The organism is Sinorhizobium garamanticum (genome assembly GCF_029892065.1).
GTDB lineage: Bacteria > Pseudomonadota > Alphaproteobacteria > Rhizobiales > Rhizobiaceae > Sinorhizobium > Sinorhizobium garamanticum.
On sequence record NZ_CP120375.1, the window covers coordinates 524,581 to 541,991 of the forward strand.

13 protein-coding genes and 3 pseudogenes are annotated in these 17,411 nt (G+C 60.4%); 11 read left to right on the forward strand and 5 right to left on the reverse strand.

What is annotated here, in order from left to right; all coding sequences use genetic code 11:
* Positions 1-43 precede the first annotated feature (43 nt).
* The 8 genes from PZN02_RS31640 (at position 44) to PZN02_RS31675 (ending at position 7,601) form a co-directional block, all read left to right on the forward strand.
* Positions 44-700, forward strand: a complete 657-nt coding sequence (locus PZN02_RS31640) for a GntR family transcriptional regulator (protein WP_280663479.1) — start codon at positions 44-46, stop codon at positions 698-700.
* Positions 701-910: 210 nt separating this feature from the next.
* Positions 911-1,927: a biotin synthase BioB gene (bioB, locus tag PZN02_RS31645; RefSeq protein ID WP_280663480.1), complete on the forward strand. Its 1,017-nt coding sequence runs from the start codon at positions 911-913 to the stop codon at positions 1,925-1,927.
* Entirely contained in the window at positions 1,924-3,069 is a 1,146-nt protein-coding gene (locus PZN02_RS31650) for an 8-amino-7-oxononanoate synthase (protein WP_280663481.1), read from the forward strand. Before bioB ends, PZN02_RS31650 begins: the two co-directional genes overlap by 4 nt.
* Positions 3,066-3,704 (forward strand): dethiobiotin synthase, encoded by a 639-nt coding sequence (gene bioD, locus PZN02_RS31655; RefSeq protein ID WP_280663482.1) that lies wholly within the window; start codon positions 3,066-3,068, stop codon positions 3,702-3,704. The genes PZN02_RS31650 and bioD overlap by 4 nt, the downstream gene beginning before the upstream one ends.
* Entirely contained in the window at positions 3,701-4,969 is a 1,269-nt protein-coding gene (locus tag PZN02_RS31660) for an adenosylmethionine--8-amino-7-oxononanoate transaminase (protein WP_280663483.1), read from the forward strand. The genes bioD and PZN02_RS31660 overlap by 4 nt, the downstream gene beginning before the upstream one ends.
* Complete coding sequence (locus PZN02_RS31665; protein WP_280663484.1) at positions 4,966-5,955, forward strand: beta-ketoacyl-ACP synthase III; 990 nt, start codon at positions 4,966-4,968, stop codon at positions 5,953-5,955. Before PZN02_RS31660 ends, PZN02_RS31665 begins: the two co-directional genes overlap by 4 nt.
* A gap of 221 nt (positions 5,956-6,176) precedes the next feature.
* Positions 6,177-6,629, forward strand: coding sequence for an aspartate 1-decarboxylase (panD, locus tag PZN02_RS31670; RefSeq protein ID WP_280663485.1), 453 nt, complete (start codon positions 6,177-6,179; stop codon positions 6,627-6,629).
* A gap of 387 nt (positions 6,630-7,016) precedes the next feature.
* On the forward strand, positions 7,017-7,601 hold the full coding sequence (locus PZN02_RS31675) for a hypothetical protein (protein WP_280663486.1): 585 nt from the start codon (positions 7,017-7,019) through the stop codon (positions 7,599-7,601).
* Between the two features lie 149 nt (positions 7,602-7,750).
* Here PZN02_RS31675 and PZN02_RS31680 read toward each other — a convergent pair whose 3' ends face one another.
* Positions 7,751-7,957 carry a hypothetical protein gene (locus PZN02_RS31680; protein ID WP_280663487.1) on the reverse strand — a complete coding sequence of 69 codons (207 nt, stop codon included), beginning with the start codon at positions 7,955-7,957 and terminating at the stop codon, positions 7,751-7,753.
* Positions 7,958-8,711: 754 nt separating this feature from the next.
* Between PZN02_RS31680 and PZN02_RS32190 the strand changes: the two genes are divergently transcribed.
* Entirely contained in the window at positions 8,712-9,179 is a 468-nt protein-coding gene (locus tag PZN02_RS32190) for a PLP-dependent transferase (protein WP_342394741.1), read from the forward strand.
* 111 nt (positions 9,180-9,290) lie between these two features.
* On the opposite strand, the pseudogene PZN02_RS31690 reads toward PZN02_RS32190, so the two are convergent.
* The 3 genes and pseudogenes from PZN02_RS31690 to PZN02_RS31705 all read right to left on the reverse strand — a co-directional run.
* Positions 9,291-10,935: pseudogene (locus PZN02_RS31690) on the reverse strand (type I secretion system permease/ATPase).
* Between the two features lie 225 nt (positions 10,936-11,160).
* The gene (locus PZN02_RS31695) at positions 11,161-11,955 is read right to left on the reverse strand and encodes a calcium-binding protein (RefSeq protein ID WP_280663488.1); all 795 of its coding nucleotides are present in this window, start codon (positions 11,953-11,955) and stop codon (positions 11,161-11,163) included.
* A 433-nt stretch (positions 11,956-12,388) separates the two neighbouring features.
* Positions 12,389-13,243 (reverse strand): annotated as a pseudogene (locus tag PZN02_RS31705) (IS630 family transposase); the annotation flags it as partial.
* A 986-nt stretch (positions 13,244-14,229) separates the two neighbouring features.
* On the opposite strand from PZN02_RS31705, the gene PZN02_RS31710 reads away from it, so the two are divergent.
* Positions 14,230-16,344, forward strand: coding sequence for a carbamoyltransferase family protein (locus PZN02_RS31710; protein ID WP_280663489.1), 2,115 nt, complete (start codon positions 14,230-14,232; stop codon positions 16,342-16,344).
* Between the two features lie 282 nt (positions 16,345-16,626).
* A pseudogene (locus PZN02_RS32195) lies at positions 16,627-16,839 on the forward strand (hypothetical protein).
* Positions 16,840-16,906: 67 nt separating this feature from the next.
* Here PZN02_RS32195 and PZN02_RS31715 read toward each other — a convergent pair.
* Complete coding sequence (locus PZN02_RS31715) at positions 16,907-17,176, reverse strand: hypothetical protein (protein WP_342394742.1); 270 nt, start codon at positions 17,174-17,176, stop codon at positions 16,907-16,909.
* Positions 17,177-17,411 lie beyond the last annotated feature (235 nt).

Consider the following 17,411-nt stretch of genomic DNA (forward strand, 5'->3'; position numbering starts at 1 on the left):
CGTCCGGCTCGACACCGAGCCTTGCGCAAATTATCTATAAAAAATGACCACGAATGAAGACACGATTGCCAACCGCATCTGCCGCATTCTCGCGGAACGGATCGTGGCGGGTGAACTGGAGCCGGGCACCAAGCTCCGGCAGGATCACATCGCCGAGGAATTCGGCACAAGCCATGTCCCCGTGCGCGAAGCCTTGCGCAGGCTTGAAGCGCAGGGTCTCGCTGTCAGCGAGCCACGCCGCGGCGTACGGGTCGCCTCGTTCGGCCTCGAGGACGTTCGCGAGGTTGCCGAAATACGGGCAGCGCTCGAAGTGCTGGCGCTGCGTCATGCGGCGCCGCATCTTACGTCTGCTATCCTCGACCAGGCGGAGCGGGCGACCGTCGAAGCCGACAATGCCCACAATGTGCGCTCTTGGGAGGAGGCGAACCGTCGCTTCCATCGGTTGCTTCTGACGCCTTGCGGCATGCCGCGCCTGCTTGCGGCCATTGACGATCTGCATGCGGTCAGCGCCCGCTTCCTCTTTGCAACCTGGCGGTCGGACTGGGAGGTCAGGCCAGTCCACGACCACCGGGCGATCCTGGCTTTCCTTCGCCAAGGCAGGACCGAGAACGCCGTCGCCGTGCTTGAGCGCCACGTCCAGAGGATCGGGCAAAAGCCGATGAAAAGCGCTTCCGGCGGTGCCTTCGCGATCGTCGGCTGATTGCCCCGTTCAGTCGATTGCTTTTGCAGCATTTTCTGGTTCCGAGCGGGGCGTCGTCATCGCCGGCCGTGTGATCTGGTATCCCGTAATGGTTGAAAGTTCGCAGCAGCTCTCCGGGCGGATGGTTGCGTCTCCGTCGTTGGGAAGAAATTATAGATAATATTGGATTCTATCTATATATTCGGATCGAAGGCGGAGGGATTGCTGAATATGCTGAATATACACGCTTCACGGGACGGAGACTCGACCAAGTCCAACGCCGCAGAGCGTTGGATTCTCGGCGATGCGGAAAAAATCTATAATTTGCCCTTCAACGACCTGCTCTTCCGCGCTCAGTGTGTCCATCGCGCGCATTTCGATCCCAACGCCGTGCAGATGAGCCGGCTCTTGTCGATCAAGACCGGCGGCTGCGCGGAGGATTGCGGCTATTGCAGCCAGTCGGCGCATTACCCGACCGGGCTCAAGGCCTCGAAGCTGATGGAGGTCGAGCGGGTCGTCGCGGAGGCCCGCAAGGCCAAGAAGGGCGGGGCGACGCGCTACTGTATGGGGGCCGCCTGGCGCAGCCCGAAGGAACGCGACATGGAAACGATCGTCGCCATGGTTGAGGGTGTCAAGGTGCTCGGCATGGAAACCTGCATGACCCTCGGCATGCTGACGCCGGCGCAATCGGAGCGGCTGGCGAATGCCGGTCTCGATTACTACAACCACAACATCGATACCTCGGAGCGCTTCTACAGCGAGGTCATTACCACCCGGACCTTCGCCGACCGGTTGGAGACGCTTGCCAATGTGCGCGAGGCGGGGATCAAGGTCTGCGCCGGCGGCATTCTTGGCATGGGCGAGACGGTCGACGACCGTATCTCCATGCTGCTGACGCTTGCGAATCTGCCGACCGCCCCGGAAAGCGTTCCGATCAACATGCTGATCCCCATCCCCGGATCGAAGCTTGCCGATCAGCCGCCGGTCGATCCGATCGACTTCGTCCGTACGATCGCGCTCGCCCGCATCGTCATGCCGCGATCCCATGTCCGCCTCTCGGCCGGCCGCACTGATATGAGCGACGAGATGCAGGCGCTCTGTTTTTTCGCCGGCGCCAATTCCATCTTCGTGGGCGAGACGCTGCTGACCGCCGACAATCCCGGCGAGGACCACGATGCGGCGCTGTTCCGCCGCCTCGGACTGAAGCCGATGGCATTGCAGCCGGCCGAACCGGAGCCGGCCGAATGACATTGGACACTCTCGTCCGTTACGAAAGGACGCTGGCGGGGCTCGAGCGCAAGGGGCGGCGCCGGGCGCTTGCGCCGCAGCATGGGGTCGATTTCACCTCGAACGATTATCTGGCGCTTGCCCGGTCGCCGCGCCTCAAGGCTGCCATTGCCGCGGCGATCGACCAAGGCGTGCCGGTCGGCGCCGGCGGATCGCGCCTCTTGCGCGGCAACCATCCGGAGCATGAGGCGCTGGAGGCGGAGGCAGCCGAATTCTTCGGCACGGAGCGGACACTCTTTTTCGGCAGCGGTTATGCGGCCAATGTCGCGCTTTTCTCGACCCTGCCGCAGCGTGACGACATCATCGTCCACGACGAGCTGATTCATGCGAGCGCCCATGAGGGCATTGCGGCTAGCAAGGCGCCGAGGGTAGCGGTGCGGCACAACGATGTGGATGCCTTTGCCGACGCGATTCGCAGGTGGCGCGACGCCGGCGGAACGGGGCATCCGTGGATTGCCGTCGAAAGTCTTTATTCGATGGACGGCGACCGGGCGCCGCTTGCCGAAATCGCGGCGCTCGCGGACCGGCACGACGGCTTTCTGGTGATCGACGAGGCGCATGCGACCGGCGTCTTCGGCCCCGGCGGCCGCGGGTTTTCAGCTTCGCTGGAAGACCGGGAAAATATCGTCGTACTGCATACCTGCGGCAAGGCACTCGGGGTTTCGGGCGCGTTGCTGGGGGCGAATGCGATCCTTTGTGACTACCTCGTCAACCGCGCCCGCGGCTTCATCTATTCGACCGCGCCATCGCCGCTGACAGCAGCCGCCGTTCGCGAGGCGTTGCGGATACTCGCGGATGAGCCGCAGCGCCGAGCGGCTATCGATGAGCTCAGGGCCTTCGCCAATGAGGCGCTTGCCACAACACTCGGCATCGAGGGCAGCGGATCGCAGATCCTGCCGGTGAAGATCGGCGACAATGCCCGGGCGGTGAGGATCGCGGCCCACCTGCGCGCTGAAGGCTTCGATATCCGCGCGATCCGTCCGCCGACCGTTCCCGAAGGCACGGCACGGCTCAGGATCGCGATAACGCTGAATGTCGATCGGTCGGCAATCGCCGAGATGCTGGAAAGACTGAGGATCGCGATGGCGGAGGAGCAGCCATGACGCTTCGCCTGGTGATCACCGGCACCGATACCGACGTCGGCAAGACGGTTTTTGCCGCAGCACTCACCGATGCGCTTTCGGGATACTACTGGAAGCCGGTGCAGTCCGGGCTCGAGGGCGAGAGGGACAGCGAGACCGTCAGGCGGCTCGGTCAGATAGCGGCCCACCATATCCTGCCGGAGGCTTATAGGCTTACGACACCCGCGTCGCCGCATCTCGCCGCCAGGATCGACAGCGTCACGATCCGGCCAGACAGCCTTTCGCCACCTGCGATTGACGCGCCGCTCGTCATAGAAGGGGCGGGCGGACTCATGGTGCCGCTGACGGACCAGACGATCTTTGCCGACGTCTTCGCGCGCTGGCGGATCCCCGTTGTCCTTTGCGCGCGCACCGGGCTCGGGACGATCAATCACACGCTGTTATCGCTCGAAGCGCTCCGCGCCCGCTCGATCCCGGTCATTGGCGTCGCCTTCATCGGCGATGACGAGGCGGACACTCAAGGCACCATCGCCGCGCTCGGGCAGGTCAGCGTGCTCGGGCGATTGCCGCGGCTCAACCCGTTGACGCCGGATGCCCTGCGGCAAGCCTTTCGCATGAACTTCGATGTCGACCGCTTCCGCGAGGTGCCAGCATGAAAAGCTCTCCCGTCTGGCATCCCTTTACCCAGCATGCGCTCGAAGCGCCGATGAAACGGGTTGTCGGCACCCAGGGTGCCTACCTCATCGACGAGGACGGCGCGCGGATCCTCGACGCGATCTCGTCCTGGTGGGTGATCACCCATGGTCACCGGCACCCGGCGATCATGGAAGCGATCCGGCGCGCCTCGGAGACCTATGACCAGATCATCTTCGCCGAATACACCCACGCGCCGGCGGAGGAGCTTGCCAGGGGCCTGATCGAGATCGCGCCCGCTGGCCTCAAGCACGTCTTCTATTCCGACAGTGGCTCGACTGCGGTGGAAGTGGCGCTGAAGATGGCGCTTGGGTACTTCCACAATATCGGCGCGCCGCGCGGCCGCATCTGCGTCGTGGAGCACGGCTACCATGGCGACACGATCGGCACGATGTCGGCCGGCGAACGCGGTGTCTTCAATGCAGCCTATGAGCCGCTTCTCTTCGCCGTCGACCGCCTGCCGTTTCCCGAAGCCGGCCGCGAGCAGCAGACGCTCGACGCCTTCGAGGCATTTTGCGCCTCCGGTCAGGTCGCGGCGTTGCTCGTCGAGCCGCTGGTGCTCGGCGCCGGCGGAATGAAGATCTACACGGCTTCCGTCCTTGCCGAACTGAAGCGGATCGCCGAGCGGTACGGCAGCCTGTTGATCGCCGACGAGGTGATGACCGGATGGGGCCGGACGGGCACTCTTTTTGCCTGCGAACAGGCGGGGATCGCGCCCGACATCCTCTGCACTTCGAAGGGGCTCACCGGCGGCGCGCTGCCGCTGGCGGCGACCCTGTGCACCGCCGCTGTATTCGACGCGCATCTTTCGACGGACCGCCGCAGGACGTTCTTTCATTCGAGCTCCTATACGGCCAACGCCATCGCCTGCGCGGCCGCCCTCGCCAATCTCGGCATCTGGAAGACGGAGCCAGTCGGCGCGCGCATTGAGGCGCTTGCGGCCAAGCAGCGCCGCCGCCTGCGCCGCTTCGAAGGCAACCCGCGTTTTCGCAACCTGCGTCAGGCCGGCACCATCGCCGCACTCGATCTCGCCGTGCCGGCGGGCGGCTATCTCTCGGACGTCGGACCGCGACTTCGGGCCTTCTTCCGCGAGCGTAAGCTCCTCATCCGCCCGCTCGGCAATATCATCTATCTGATGCCGCCCTATTGCGTCACCGATGCCGATCTCGACCGGGCCTATGATGCGATCGACGAGGCGGCATCGGCCTTCGCGGCGGGGCGGCTATGAGCACCGTCCGGTCATGCCGCCTTGCCGGTTTCGGCCATTTCGTGCCGGCGCGGCGCGTTGAAAATGCGGAGATCGAAACGAAGCTCGGGCTCGAGCCGGGTTGGATCGAGCGGCGGACGGGCATCCGTGCGCGACGCTGGGTGGAAACGGGAGATACGCTGAGCGGACTTGCGGCAAAAGCGGGGGAGGCGGCGCTTCGGGACTCGGGCATCTCACCGGGTGACATCGCCTTGACGCTGCTTGCGACCTCGACGCCCGATCACCTGCTGCCGCCATCCGCGCCGCTGCTCGCCCATCGGCTCGGGCTTGCCAATTCCGGTGCAATCGACCTTGCCGGCGCCTGCTCGGGTTTTCTTTACGCGCTGACGCTTGCCGATGGTTTCGTCCGCGCGCAGGGGAGAGCGGTCCTTGTCGTTGCGGCCAATATCCTCAGCCGCAGGATCAATCCGGCGGAAAGCGCGAGCGCCGTGCTCTTCGCCGATGCGGCCGGCGCCGTCGTCGTCGCGCCTTGCGACGTTCAGGGCAAGGGGCTCATCGGCGTCGATCTTTCATCGGACGGGAGCGGCTACGACCTGATCACGATTCAAGCCGGCGGCAGCAGCCGTCCCTTTGCGTCAGGCATGGCAGCGGAGGATGTCCTGATGACCATGCGCGACGGGCGGGAAGTTTTCGTCCGGGCCGTGGAAATGATGACGGTTTGCGCAAAGCGTGCGCTCGCCAATGCCGGTCTTGGCGCCGCGGACGTCAGCCGTTTTGTGCCGCATCAGGCGAATGTCCGGATCTTCGATGCGGTTTGCGACAATCTCGGCATCGATCCGTCAAAGACCGTGCGCACCATCGAGGAGCACGGCAATTCGTCGGCAGCGACGATCCCGCTCTCGCTGTCGCTTGCGCACAAGGCCAGGTCCTTCGTGCCTGGGGAGAAGCTGTTGCTGGCGGCGGCCGGCGCAGGGATGACCGGAGGGGCTGTGCTCCTCAGCATTTAGGGGACTCGGAACCTCGCCGGCTATCTGAGGCGAGAGGAGGAAACGAGGTGAGACATGGCAATGGCATGTTGTGGGTCGAATGTTCGAATCTCTTAAGGCGGCGGCATGCTGCTATCGATCGGTAACCTCCACCTGGTGCCTGACAGTCTGGCATACGAGTGCCTTCCGGTCTGGCAGGCTTTCCTCTAATAAAGGCACGACGAAAGTAACGGTGAGGGAACATGAGAAAGCTTGTCGCAGGCAAACTGCATGGTATCTACGTGACTGAGGCAAACCTCAACTATCATGGATCAATTACTTTGGACCCGGACCATTGCGAGGAAGCTGGTATCCTGCCCATGGAGTTTGTCGAGATCTGGAACAGGAATTCCGGCGCCCGAATCTCAACATACGTCATTCTTGGTGAACGCGGGTCGCGGTGCTGCGTTCTCAACGGAGCCGCAGCGCGCACCTGCCAGCCCGGTGACCAGATCATCATTTGCAACTCGGTCTATCTCGACGAAAGCCGGATTACGTCGTTGAAGCCGAAGGTGCTCACGTTCGACGAAAGCAATCATATACGCGATCGCCTGAGCTATTCAGTTGACATCAATCCGGAGGGAAAATACACGTTCGATATCCTCGACGAGGCAAACACCGTGTTGCCTGTACCTGTGTTGGTGTGTGGTACATAACAGCTCATTAAGCGCCCGCGCGCTTTTAACAGGCCGTCTTGCGCCTTAAATGAAGCAAGATTGGACGCTTCGTCGGAGAGTTGGGGATCGCGGAAATCTCAGACGGCCAAGCTCTGCCCAAGATTGCGGGCGTCTCTGTAGATAGGAGAGCTTTTTGACTCGGTCTTTCGCTCGGTCGAAAACAGCCTTCCGCTTCCAGAAGGGGATCATCTGATGGCTGAAGAGAAGAGTTCCCAATTGCCGGATTGTCGAGGCGATCGCCACGGAAAAGACACCGGAGACAAAGAAGAAGATTGCTGTCGAACCTGTCTCAGCCGCATCACAGATGGGGGGTGAGGGATTAGTAGCTCAACAATCGCTTTCCGGCTTGCTCAAGATGGGAAGACTATGAAAACACCGTGGAAATTTGTTGCCCAATTGATGTCCCGGCGGCCATCGGCGGGAGCGCAAGAGAGTTCGATCGGGAATGACACCGGAGCTCTCGAGAGCGAAGTGGAGCATACGTCCGCACTTCCGCCCAGTTCGACGTTCGCTGCCAGCCCACCTGAGGACGTCTCCGTTGATCAAGGGTCGGTCGCCTCGGATGAGGCGGAAGGCGATGGCGCACAGGCATTAACACCGCCGACCGATGCTGAAGAGGCTCAAACAACTGCGCGTCATGAAGACGACCATTCGGGTGCCGAAGCGAATTCGTTGGTTCCGAAAAGCGCGGCAAGCACAAAGTCGCAAAGCAAACCGCAGATCGAGCGTCGAGAACGTGAAAAGAGAGCCAACGCCCACGTGGCTGCGCAGAGCGTTGTCGCCCAAAAGCATGATCAAGGCTTGCAACCCTCGTCTTCACGAGACTTGTTTTTCCATGAACTGGCAACGCTCGACGAAGAAATCAAAATGCTGAGGAGCCAACTCGCTGAAAAGCTTCATCTGCAGAACCTTCAGCTTAAGAGGATGCTTGAGCGATTTGAAGTTTCGTGAGCTTGGCGGCGCTCCTATAAGCACGCACTTGCGTCATCTTTGGTTGGCGCGAAGCTCTCGCCGGCACTCAATTGAATGAGTGCGAGAGCCTGTTGAGCACGCAGCCACCAATCGGCTCAGTCTGTATTCGCCGATGCGCGCGCTGCGCCTCAGGACAGCCCAGCGATAATACTCAAGCCCAGGTCGTCGCGAATCCCTGTCTGATATGCGTTGATCAGTTTTGCGGCGAGCGCTTCAGCTTCTTCAGACTTGCGTGACAAAGCTCGCCTTTGTAGCTCGTCTTGGAAGGCCTTTCCGATCATCTCCAACTCGTCAGGCCCAATTGGATCGAAAGTCGTTTGCGCTGAACTCATCATTCCCCTCCCTCCGCCGCCCGGTTGCGACGGGAGACCCTTTGTGCCCCTGTGTTTCAGTCTGATTTGGTGCAGCTTCGCCGCAGATCTATCGAAGTTGAGCCCTAACGGCCGGACCGTCCGTATCGCTCCACTGCAGTGCCGCAACGGCGGAGCCGAATAGCAGAGCAGGTATAGCCAGAGCTCCCATGAACCTGAGCATTTGGAGCCGACGCGTGCGCTTTCCATCCCAATCGTAAGCCATTTGCTACGCCCTTGCTACTCGGTACCAGTACGCCAGGATAGAACCAGAGAACGACCTTTCGGTCGAGTCTATTTTCAAGTATTACTTTTAAGGGAATTTCGTACCCGACATTTATACTGCGCGTCCAACGGGTGTCGGTAGGAGATGACAAGTAGAGCCGGCCAGGCATTGAAGCATGACGACCGCGTTGGCCGTGACGGCGGGCGTGATTTCTGAAAGGTGGTGCCGGGTGGCATCATACTGCGATACCGGTCGCCCTCGCAGAAATCGGCGTGAGCTACCGTTTCCTGGAATCGCATGCCGATCATGCAATAGCCCGCAGGCAGATGGCCCAGGGGTCCGGCATGCTGGCCTTCGGCCTTCATGCGGGCTTCGATGGTGCATGAACAATGCTGAACCGCTTGAAGTTGCTGACACGCGCGGTGAGCCTGGGCGACACGGACAGCCTGATTGCCTGATTTATCATCCGGCCAGCATCACTCGAGCGCGGCGAACGATCGAAAAGATGCCCTCATGGTCTCGGGCGTTGGGGAAGACCTTGTCCGGCTTTCGGTGGGCCTGGAGGACGTAAACGATCTAATTGCCGACCTGCGCCAAAGCCCTTCGTGGTACAGCGTACTCAATGCCGTCGCGCTGTTCATCGACTGCCAACCGGACGACGTTTTTGGCGTGGATGCAGCGGGACTGCTCCACTCCATCACTCTCTCCCTCCTTGCCTCAAAGCATCCGGCCGCGCTTACGCCGAGGTGGATGCGAGCCTTTCTGCCCCATCACTTGCCGAGGCCGCGCGTCAATTCCAGGCAGCACTCGGTCACTCGGTCAATTCGACCGCACCGTAGTCCTCGCCTCGACGAAATTGACTATGTCACACCGCGTGACGGCGGCGGCGAGCAATGGCGAGCCGGTTCGTCGAGTTCTGGCGCAACGTTCGGGCGGCCTACTATGCGGCCGCTCGCGGTGAGCGATGAGTGTCGCTGTTAGTCAGCGGCGTCTCCAGTCGCTTCGTGACGGCCCCCCAGGCTCCGGCACCTCCGACAAAGATCACGCTCGCCAAAAGGCCCGCCAGGTGGCGGTGAATGGAGTTGGGAAATGTCATTGTTCTGATGAATGCCGACCATCGAACTCCTGTCCACGAGCGCGCTCTCTCTTGTTAACCTGTGTGCACTCGATCGCCTTGACCTCAGCGCCCGGTGCCACCGCTGCCCCCTTCAGGACCTTGGAAAGCGCATTGTCACGCGGACCGAATGCTCGCTGCCGCCCACCTTCCATCACCAGCACGTAATCCACGGCGCGAATGGCGCTCGGCCGATGGGCGACCACAACCGCAATGCCCTTGCGCTCGCGCACGGAGGCGATCGCCTTAACGACGGCGGCCTCGCCTTCCGCATCGAGATTGGCATTAGGTTCATCGAGCACAACAAGGCAAGGGTCGCGATAAAGAGCACGGGCCAGACCGATACGCTGGCGCTGCCCGGCGGAAAGTGCCGAGCCGGCCTCACCGATCGGAGTTTCGTAGCAGTCGTGCGTGCCCGCAGCCTTCGCCGCCGCGACAATAGCCTCAGGGTCAGGATCATCTTCAAAACGAGCGATGTTTTCGGCAATGGTTCCGTCGAACAGTTCAACGCCTTGCGGCAGATAGCCAATATGACGGCCTAGTGCTTCCCGGTCCCATTGATCGAAGCCTGCGCTGTCGATACGAACCTTTCCGGCGACGGGCGCCCATGCGCCGACGATGGCGAGCGAGAGTGTCGACTTGCCGGAACCCGATGCACCGATGACCCCGAGTGCGCTTCCCGCCTGAACGGCAAACGCAAGGCCGGTCACGGTTGACTTGCTTTCGCCGGGCGGAAAGATTGTCACGCCTTCGACGCGCAATTCGCGTTCAGGTGCAGGTAGTGGCATGCCAGGAGCGGTTTGAGGAAGCTTTGCCAGGAGGTCCTCCAGCCGCGCCCAACCCTGTCGCGCCACGAGGAAGGGTTTCCAGCTTGAAATGGTCTGAGCGACCGGAGCCAGCGCACGCCCCATCATGATCGAGCTGGCGATCATGATCCCGGCCGTAGCCTCCTGCCTAATGACAAGATACGCACCGACGGCAAGAATGGCCGATTGCAGCATCACGCGCAGCGATCTCGAAATGCCACCGAGCCCACCTGCCACGTCCTCGGCTTTCCCGGTTGGCGGCCAGATACTTGGTATTGGCCCTGTGCCATCGGGCAGTGATCCTCTTTCCGAGACGGAGAGCTTCCACGACCTCGGCATTGCGGCGCGCTGCTTCCAGTAGACCGTTGCGTACGAGGGCAATCGTATCATGTATCGCCCGTCGCGAGAGAGCGTTGGCAAGAAGTGCCAGAGATATGAGGACGATCGCCCCGATAAGCGCCGTCATGCCAATCCAGAAGTGAAAGAGGAAGCAAATGCCAAGATAAAACAGCACCCACGGCAGATCGAAGAACGCCGTCGGACCGTTTCCACCTAAGAATGCACGAACATTGTCGAGATCGCGTAGCGGCTGTAACCCGTCGCCAGGCATGCGCGTTGAATGCGGAAGGCGAACGATCGCATCGTGAACACGTCCGGAAAACTGTCCATCGAAACGCTCGCCGATCCGCAGCAGCACGCGGCCGCGAAGAATGTCAAGCAGGCATGGGAACGCAAAAAGTCCCGCAGCAAGCACGACGAGCCCCACCAGCGTCGGTACGCTGCCACTTGCCAGAACGCGGTCGTAGACCTGCAGCATGAACAGGGCCAGTGCTCCGCGCCTAACATGTCCATCCCGGCATATGGCAGCAGGCCAGAACGGCCTTACCGCCTCGACTATGTCAGCCTCAGGGAGGATTCCGGCGCGACCCACACGCTTTAAGTACTCTGCGCCCGCTCCCGGACCTAGGGCCAGCGGCAAGTATCGGAAAGGAAAGCGCCCGCCGGGGGTGGCGGGGCGCGGGTTCCATATGGGTTTTCCGGATTAAATGTAGGTGAAGTCCCACGCGGTCAGACCGGCCATGGCGGTAAAGTCCGGCACACCATTTATATTGACGAAGTCATGCGCCTGGTTCTCGCCGGTGACATACGCCAGCTTCGCCATTTTGCTCAGGCCGTCGTGGTAGGCGATAATGTCGCCGGATTTCTCGCCGGAAATCTCACGCGCTGCGGCAGAGGCAGTCTCAAAAGATTCGTCAGTGATCACCACGACATGCTCGCCCTTTGCACCCGCTCCTGGACCGCTGTAGAAGCTGCTCACCGGGCTGCCAGACGGTCCGGCGGCGTTGTTGACGAAGTTCGCGCCAAAACCGTCGTCGCCGAGGCCCACCGCATCGAAGACGAAAGTGTCCTCCTTAGCGTTGAAATCGAGGATAGTGGTAATGTCCGACGCCGTCCCCAGGACCCCAGGGATCGGATTGTGGAACTGGAACAGGAAGGTGTCATTGCCGGCCGCCCCAGTCAAATTGTCGTTGCCGTCACCCACGTAGAGGACATCATTGCCGGGACCGCCGAAGAGCTTGTCATTATCCTCACCGACGATGCGCGGTTGGAAGCGGCCGTTGTCGCCGCGAAGATAGTCGTCGCCCGTTCCGCCCCAGATTCCGTCATTTCCCTCGCCGCCGATGGCGTGATCATAGCCATCACCACCGTCGATCTGGTCATTGCCGCGACGACCCTCAAGCCGGTCATTGCCCTGGTAACCCCCCATCCAATCCTCGAGATCGGTGCCGATGAGGCTTTCGGGACGCGAGGACCTACCCTCGATTATGTTTACCATCGCAGTTACTCCTTATGATGCAACCCAACCACCACCATGCGACGCCTTCATATTCCTCATCGAAAAATTTGGGTAATCGATTGCTTTGATGAGCGACATTTGCGGAATGGATGCATTCACGGGAGATTCGCGGGCGCCAGTCAGCGGCCGCGCTTGTCGACGCGGTAGATCCACAGGCAAAGCGGCGCCGGTTCAGGAGATGCTTTGCAGTGCCAGCTCTGCCAAGCAAGCGGCGCTCGATGACAAGCTTCGCGCCATCGCGCGTGATGCCGCCTCTTCTATGATCTACGTCATCAATCCTGAGGGCATGCGGTTGCCGCGAGCAACGCCGGCGAACCGACCAGTTTCGTCGGCAGCGATTACCGCTGTCGTCACTACTTCACCGACGCGATGCCGAGTGGCAGGGCTATGCAATATGCGCTCGGCACAGTTAGGGCACGGTTTGGAACGTCCATCGCGGATGTCTTGCCAGCCAGGCGCGAACGTTCGGCTGTTTGTGTGTCGCATAGTTATCAAGGATGACGTGGACGGCCTTATCCTTCGGCAGTTCGGCCTCGATGGCATTGAGGAAACGGATGAATTCCCGATGCCGATGACGCTGCATGTTGCGGCCGATGATGGAGCCATCGAGAACATTGAGGGCGGCAAACAGGATGGTGGTGCCATGGCGCTTGTAATCATGGGTCATCGTGCCACCACGACCCTTCTTTAACGGGAGTCCCGGCTGTGTCCGGTCCAGCGCTTGGATCTGGCTCTTTTCGTCGACGGACAGGACAATGGCATGGGCTGGAGGGCAGACGTAGCGTCCACGACGTCATGCAGTTTCTCGGCAAAGGCCTTGTCATTCGACAGTTTGAAGCTGCGCCAGCGGTGCGACGCAAGGCCGTACTCGTGCCAGATCTTGACGACCGAAGAGGCCGCGATCCCGACGGCCTTGGGCATCGCACGCACGTTCCAGTGCGAGGCCTCCTGCCTGGGCGTTTCCAGCGTCAGCGCGACGACCTGATCAACCAGTTCCGGGTCGAGGGGCGCGATGCCGGGTGGCCGGCTTTTGTCGCGCAGAATACCATCGACGCCCTCGGCTATGAAACGCTCCTGCCATCGCCACACACAGGTTTTCGACTTGCCGGTTGCCGCCATGATCGCCACCGTTCCCAGGCCGTCGTCGCTCATCAGGATGATCTTAGCGCGCTCACACGTGTTTCTGCGGCGAACCGCGGTTCGCAACGATGGCTTCGAGCCGAACCCTGTCGGCGGCGGTCACGTCAAATGTAATCCCGGAGCGCATGGCGGATCGTCGCACATTCGAGAACGCATCGGAATCCAAATTGGACTCTTTTGTCTCGATCAATCCACTAAGCCGGCCTAGGGCCACCGATTGCTTCTCTCATCATCCAACATTGCGACCGCGTCGGCCTCTATGTCGCGGCATAGTTTTTCACACTCCGCCAGCAGCTTCCTTGCGGCGGGGGATTTCCGTCCGGAGGTCTTCGACGGTCAACGCGGCGACCTCGTATGCGATGCACAGGCTTCTAAATCCATGGCTTGCCCCTTCGAAAGCCTCGATGAACGTATCCGAAGCGGTTGAAACTAACCGCTTCGCCTCACTTCTAGGCAGGACACGTGCCAGTCAGATATATTTGAATTCAAGGGGTGTTTGGGGGCTGTTGGGAGGCCGTGTAGGAAAGCCGCACTGTATTGTCGCAACCGCGACTCGCTTGTCGCTTCCGGATGCAGCGTCTAACGATACACGAGTCGGCAGCGCCATTCCTGTCTCATAGCGTGACGCGCGGCGGGAAGCGTTATGTCCGAGCACAAGGGAATATACCTCGCCACTCGATTCACCCGCCGCTGCTTCATGAACTCATCGACGAGTGTGCCCGGAAACAATCCCCGACCGAATCGGACGGCTTCGCAAGATCGGCGCGCTCGGCGACGCTGCGTAGGCATGCACCACGAGGTAGGTAACGACGATTGGAGCACGCAGAACTTGGCGCGCAACCCCGGCGGCCAAATGATGAACGACGATGAGACCGATGTCGCCTTCGACAGGCCGGCGCGCCACACGGCAGTCAAGCTTGGCGCCTGAAGCCCTTTGAAGCGCATGTCCGGCAGTCATCCATAACGTGGATGGGTTTGATCGAAACAAACGATTTCATCACTCTTCCGAAATGTTGCATGGACAAAAGCACCTTACGCGCGCCGCTAAGGAGAAAATGCCGCCTATTTAGATGGCGGGCCAATTTAGGTTGCCGTCACCGTATGAGGAACAAAATGCTGTGTCTAGGAATTAGCGGCGGACTTGACCAAGTCCATGAAAACCGGTCCGAGCTTCCGAACGCCTTTATGCACGATGGCGCCGCGGTGCTCGTCCGAGACGGACAGGTGATAGCGGCCGTAGAAGAGGAACGCCTCAATCGGATCAAACACTCCAACAAGTTCCCAAGTCGTGCGATTCAATACTGTCTTTCAACGGCGGGGGTTCAGCTCAGCGACATTGATCGTGTCGCCGTCTACGCCAGCGAGCCCTATGCCAACGCCTTGCTTGACGGTATGTCCGCTCGATTGCAACAGTCGGCTGGGTCAGGATCGATGGTCACAACTGCTGACGCCTCCATTCCTCTGGGTGCTAAGGTGCTGGTGCAGCATCTGTTAGCCCGTGAATTCGGTTCGGAGTTGGACAGTTCGCGTATTTCATTCGTAAGTCATCACCAGGCGCACGCCGTGAGCGCTTTTGCAATGTCGGGCTTCGAACGAAGTCTTATTCTAGCGATTGATGGCTGTGGGGATTTCCTGTCGGGCCTCTTGGCCGTTGGGTCTGGCACAGAAATTACACAACTCGAGGCCTTCCCCGAGAACAATTCCCTTGGGCTGTTTTATCTCGAGACAATCCGGTATCTCGGCTACGGCATGTTCGATGAATATAAGGTCATGGGACTCGCCCCCTACGGCGATCCCGCTCCCTATCGCGAGATCTTCGAACGCTTTTACGAGCTCTCCGCCAACGGTGGCTACCGTGTTTACCTCGACCGCATCGGTCCGGCGTTGCTCCGCAACCTCGAGGTCAGGCGAAAGGGAATGCCGTTCACCCAGCAGCATCGAGATGTGAGTGCATCACTGCAGGAAGCGCTGGAGCGGATCGTGTTCCACATTGTCCGGCATCACCGTGAGACCACCGGCATGAAGCGGTTGTGCCTGGCTGGGGGCGTTGCCCACAACTGCACGATGAACGGTAAGCTGCTGTATTCAGGGCTTTTCGAAGACATCTTCGTGCAGCCTGCGTCTCACGACGCCGGTTGCGCGTTGGGCGCTGCGCTGATCGTGTCTAACGAGCTGGGCCGTCCCGCGCGCCGTGAGCGACTGCAGGACGTCTATTGGGGGCCTGATCTCGGCAGCGACTGCGCCGTGCAGCAGGAACTGAATGCATGGGCCGGACATCTCGAGTTTGAACGCTCTGATGACGTGGCAAGCAGTGCAGCCGACTGGATCGCCAACGGCGCCGTGATCGGCTGGGTGCAGGGTCGTTCGGAGTTCGGGCCACGTGCGCTGGGCAACCGTAGCATTCTTGCCGACCCTCGACCCGCCGCAAACAAGGACCGGATCAATGCGATGGTCAAGAAGCGCGAAGGCTATCGGCCGTTCGCACCATCTGTGCTGGAAGAAGACGCGAGCGAATTTTTCGACCTTCCGGATGGCAGGCACGAATTTCCATTCATGAATTTCGTCGTTCGTGTGCGTGACTCAAAGCGCGCCTTGCTAGGCGCTATCACGCACGTGGACGGTACCGCTCGCCTGCAAACAGTATCGCGCAAGGCCAATCCCGCGTACTGGGAGCTCATCAATGCATTCAAGAAGCGGACAGGCACCCCAATTCTGCTCAATACGTCCTTTAACAACAATGCCGAGCCGATCGTGGATTCGGTTGCAGACGCGATTGCCACATTTTTGACGACAGAGCTGGATGGACTTGTGGTCGGGCCGTTCCTAGTCAAAAAGCGGGCTGCAACGCTGCAGGATTGGACTGCGCTCGCGGTTTCATTGCCGCCTTATACGTCGCTCCATCAAGCCCGCGTTTACACAGCGGGAGATCGTCAGGAGACAGTCTGCGAGATCCGTACGACCCACTCCAACAGTGACAGTGTGCGAATTTCACATGACTTGTTTGAACTGCTGATGCGGATTGAGGGCGAATCCGTCCTGGGAGAGCTCCTCGATGCAATTGGGCCGGATCAGGGTAAGCGTGAAGGTCTGATGGAGGGCCTGCGACGACTGTGGGAGCAGCGCCTCGTTCGGTTGCACCCCTCACAAGCTGCTCGCGTCCAGCAAACTGCGATAAAACGCCGGACTAAGTCCGTCCGGGGACTTTCTGAATCGGCAGAAATCGGTTAGCTGATTTGGGGTTGCGGGGTCGGAATCGGTTGCGATTCCTTACCTGACACCGGTTCGAGAGGGAAGGTGCCGATGTGGGCCGTTGAGAACCGCGAAGAGATATTCACTCTCTCCGAGCTTGGCAGGCATTGAACGATGGATGGCGAACTCGACGCCGGATACCTGGGAAAATCCGCGCGGCCAGAGAGCGCCATTGTTGTTATCGCGGTTTCTGGCCTGTCTTTGCACTATCCAACGAAAAGCTTGCGGCCGCTCTGATTTCAGCGACTGCAGATGAGCGTCATGAAAGATCCGTCGGACATGGGGATTGGCGACGAAGAAATAAAGATGCTTCGAAGGTGCATTTCTATGCATGCGGAGCAAATGATCTGGAGCCCGACAGCGACGGGGGCACAGAATTGGGCAGAATGCTCTTTCACTTGTATCAGCAGAGTTCGAAGCGAACTGGCTTTGATGCAAATGCTAACGAAGGGGAGTCTCACGATGGATGAGTGAGCAACTAGGTCGGCCTAGGGCCACCGATTGCTTGTCTCACCATCCAACATTGCGACCGCGTCGACCTCTATGCCGCGGCATAGTTTTTCATGTTCCGCCAGAAGTTCCTCGCGGCGGGGGATTTCCTTGCGGAGGTCTTCGTCAACGCGGCGACCTCGTAGGCGATGCACAGGGTTCTAAATGCCAGACTGTGGTTGCTAACCACGAGATCGCGATGATGGGGTAGGGCCAGCCTAAGGCGCGCTCTGCCGGCCTTGGCCAGCGCTATTCCCGAGTCCATGTGGGCGCGTAGCAGATCGGACTCGTCCAGATGCGCGCCCGCTTCATTGCCGTTCATGGCTGCTCCTATCGACAAGTTTCGCCGTAGCGGTCGGGTGCAAAAACCGCCTCAGCGCACTTCCTTCAACTATGACTCTTCTGAAAATCGACGAACTGGCGCTCAGAAGGTTGGCGCCCTTCCGGGGTATGGATGGCTTTTTGAGCTTAAAAGCCGCGCCCGTTACGGCCCGATCGTCATCGTACTCTCACGACTGCGCTGTGCCGTCATTTGCGCCTCCTGGCCCGACTGCTCT

Excerpts from the sequence above, each read along its gene's own strand:
- PZN02_RS31640 (WP_280663479.1), top strand. The coding sequence starts at position 44 with ATGACCACGAATGAAGACACGATTGCCAACCGCATCTGCCGCATTCTC.
- bioB (WP_280663480.1), top strand. The coding sequence starts at position 911 with ATGCTGAATATACACGCTTCACGGGACGGAGACTCGACCAAGTCCAAC.
- PZN02_RS31650 (WP_280663481.1), top strand. The coding sequence starts at position 1,924 with ATGACATTGGACACTCTCGTCCGTTACGAAAGGACGCTGGCGGGGCTC.
- bioD (WP_280663482.1), top strand. The coding sequence starts at position 3,066 with ATGACGCTTCGCCTGGTGATCACCGGCACCGATACCGACGTCGGCAAG.
- PZN02_RS31660 (WP_280663483.1), top strand. The coding sequence starts at position 3,701 with ATGAAAAGCTCTCCCGTCTGGCATCCCTTTACCCAGCATGCGCTCGAA.
- PZN02_RS31665 (WP_280663484.1), top strand. The coding sequence starts at position 4,966 with ATGAGCACCGTCCGGTCATGCCGCCTTGCCGGTTTCGGCCATTTCGTG.
- panD (WP_280663485.1), top strand. The coding sequence starts at position 6,177 with ATGAGAAAGCTTGTCGCAGGCAAACTGCATGGTATCTACGTGACTGAG.
- PZN02_RS31675 (WP_280663486.1), top strand. The coding sequence starts at position 7,017 with ATGAAAACACCGTGGAAATTTGTTGCCCAATTGATGTCCCGGCGGCCA.
- PZN02_RS31680 (WP_280663487.1), bottom strand. The coding sequence starts at position 7,957 with ATGATGAGTTCAGCGCAAACGACTTTCGATCCAATTGGGCCTGACGAG.
- PZN02_RS32190 (WP_342394741.1), top strand. The coding sequence starts at position 8,712 with ATGGTCTCGGGCGTTGGGGAAGACCTTGTCCGGCTTTCGGTGGGCCTG.
- PZN02_RS31695 (WP_280663488.1), bottom strand. The coding sequence starts at position 11,955 with ATGGTAAACATAATCGAGGGTAGGTCCTCGCGTCCCGAAAGCCTCATC.
- PZN02_RS31710 (WP_280663489.1), top strand. The coding sequence starts at position 14,230 with ATGCTGTGTCTAGGAATTAGCGGCGGACTTGACCAAGTCCATGAAAAC.
- PZN02_RS31715 (WP_342394742.1), bottom strand. The coding sequence starts at position 17,176 with ATGAACGGCAATGAAGCGGGCGCGCATCTGGACGAGTCCGATCTGCTA.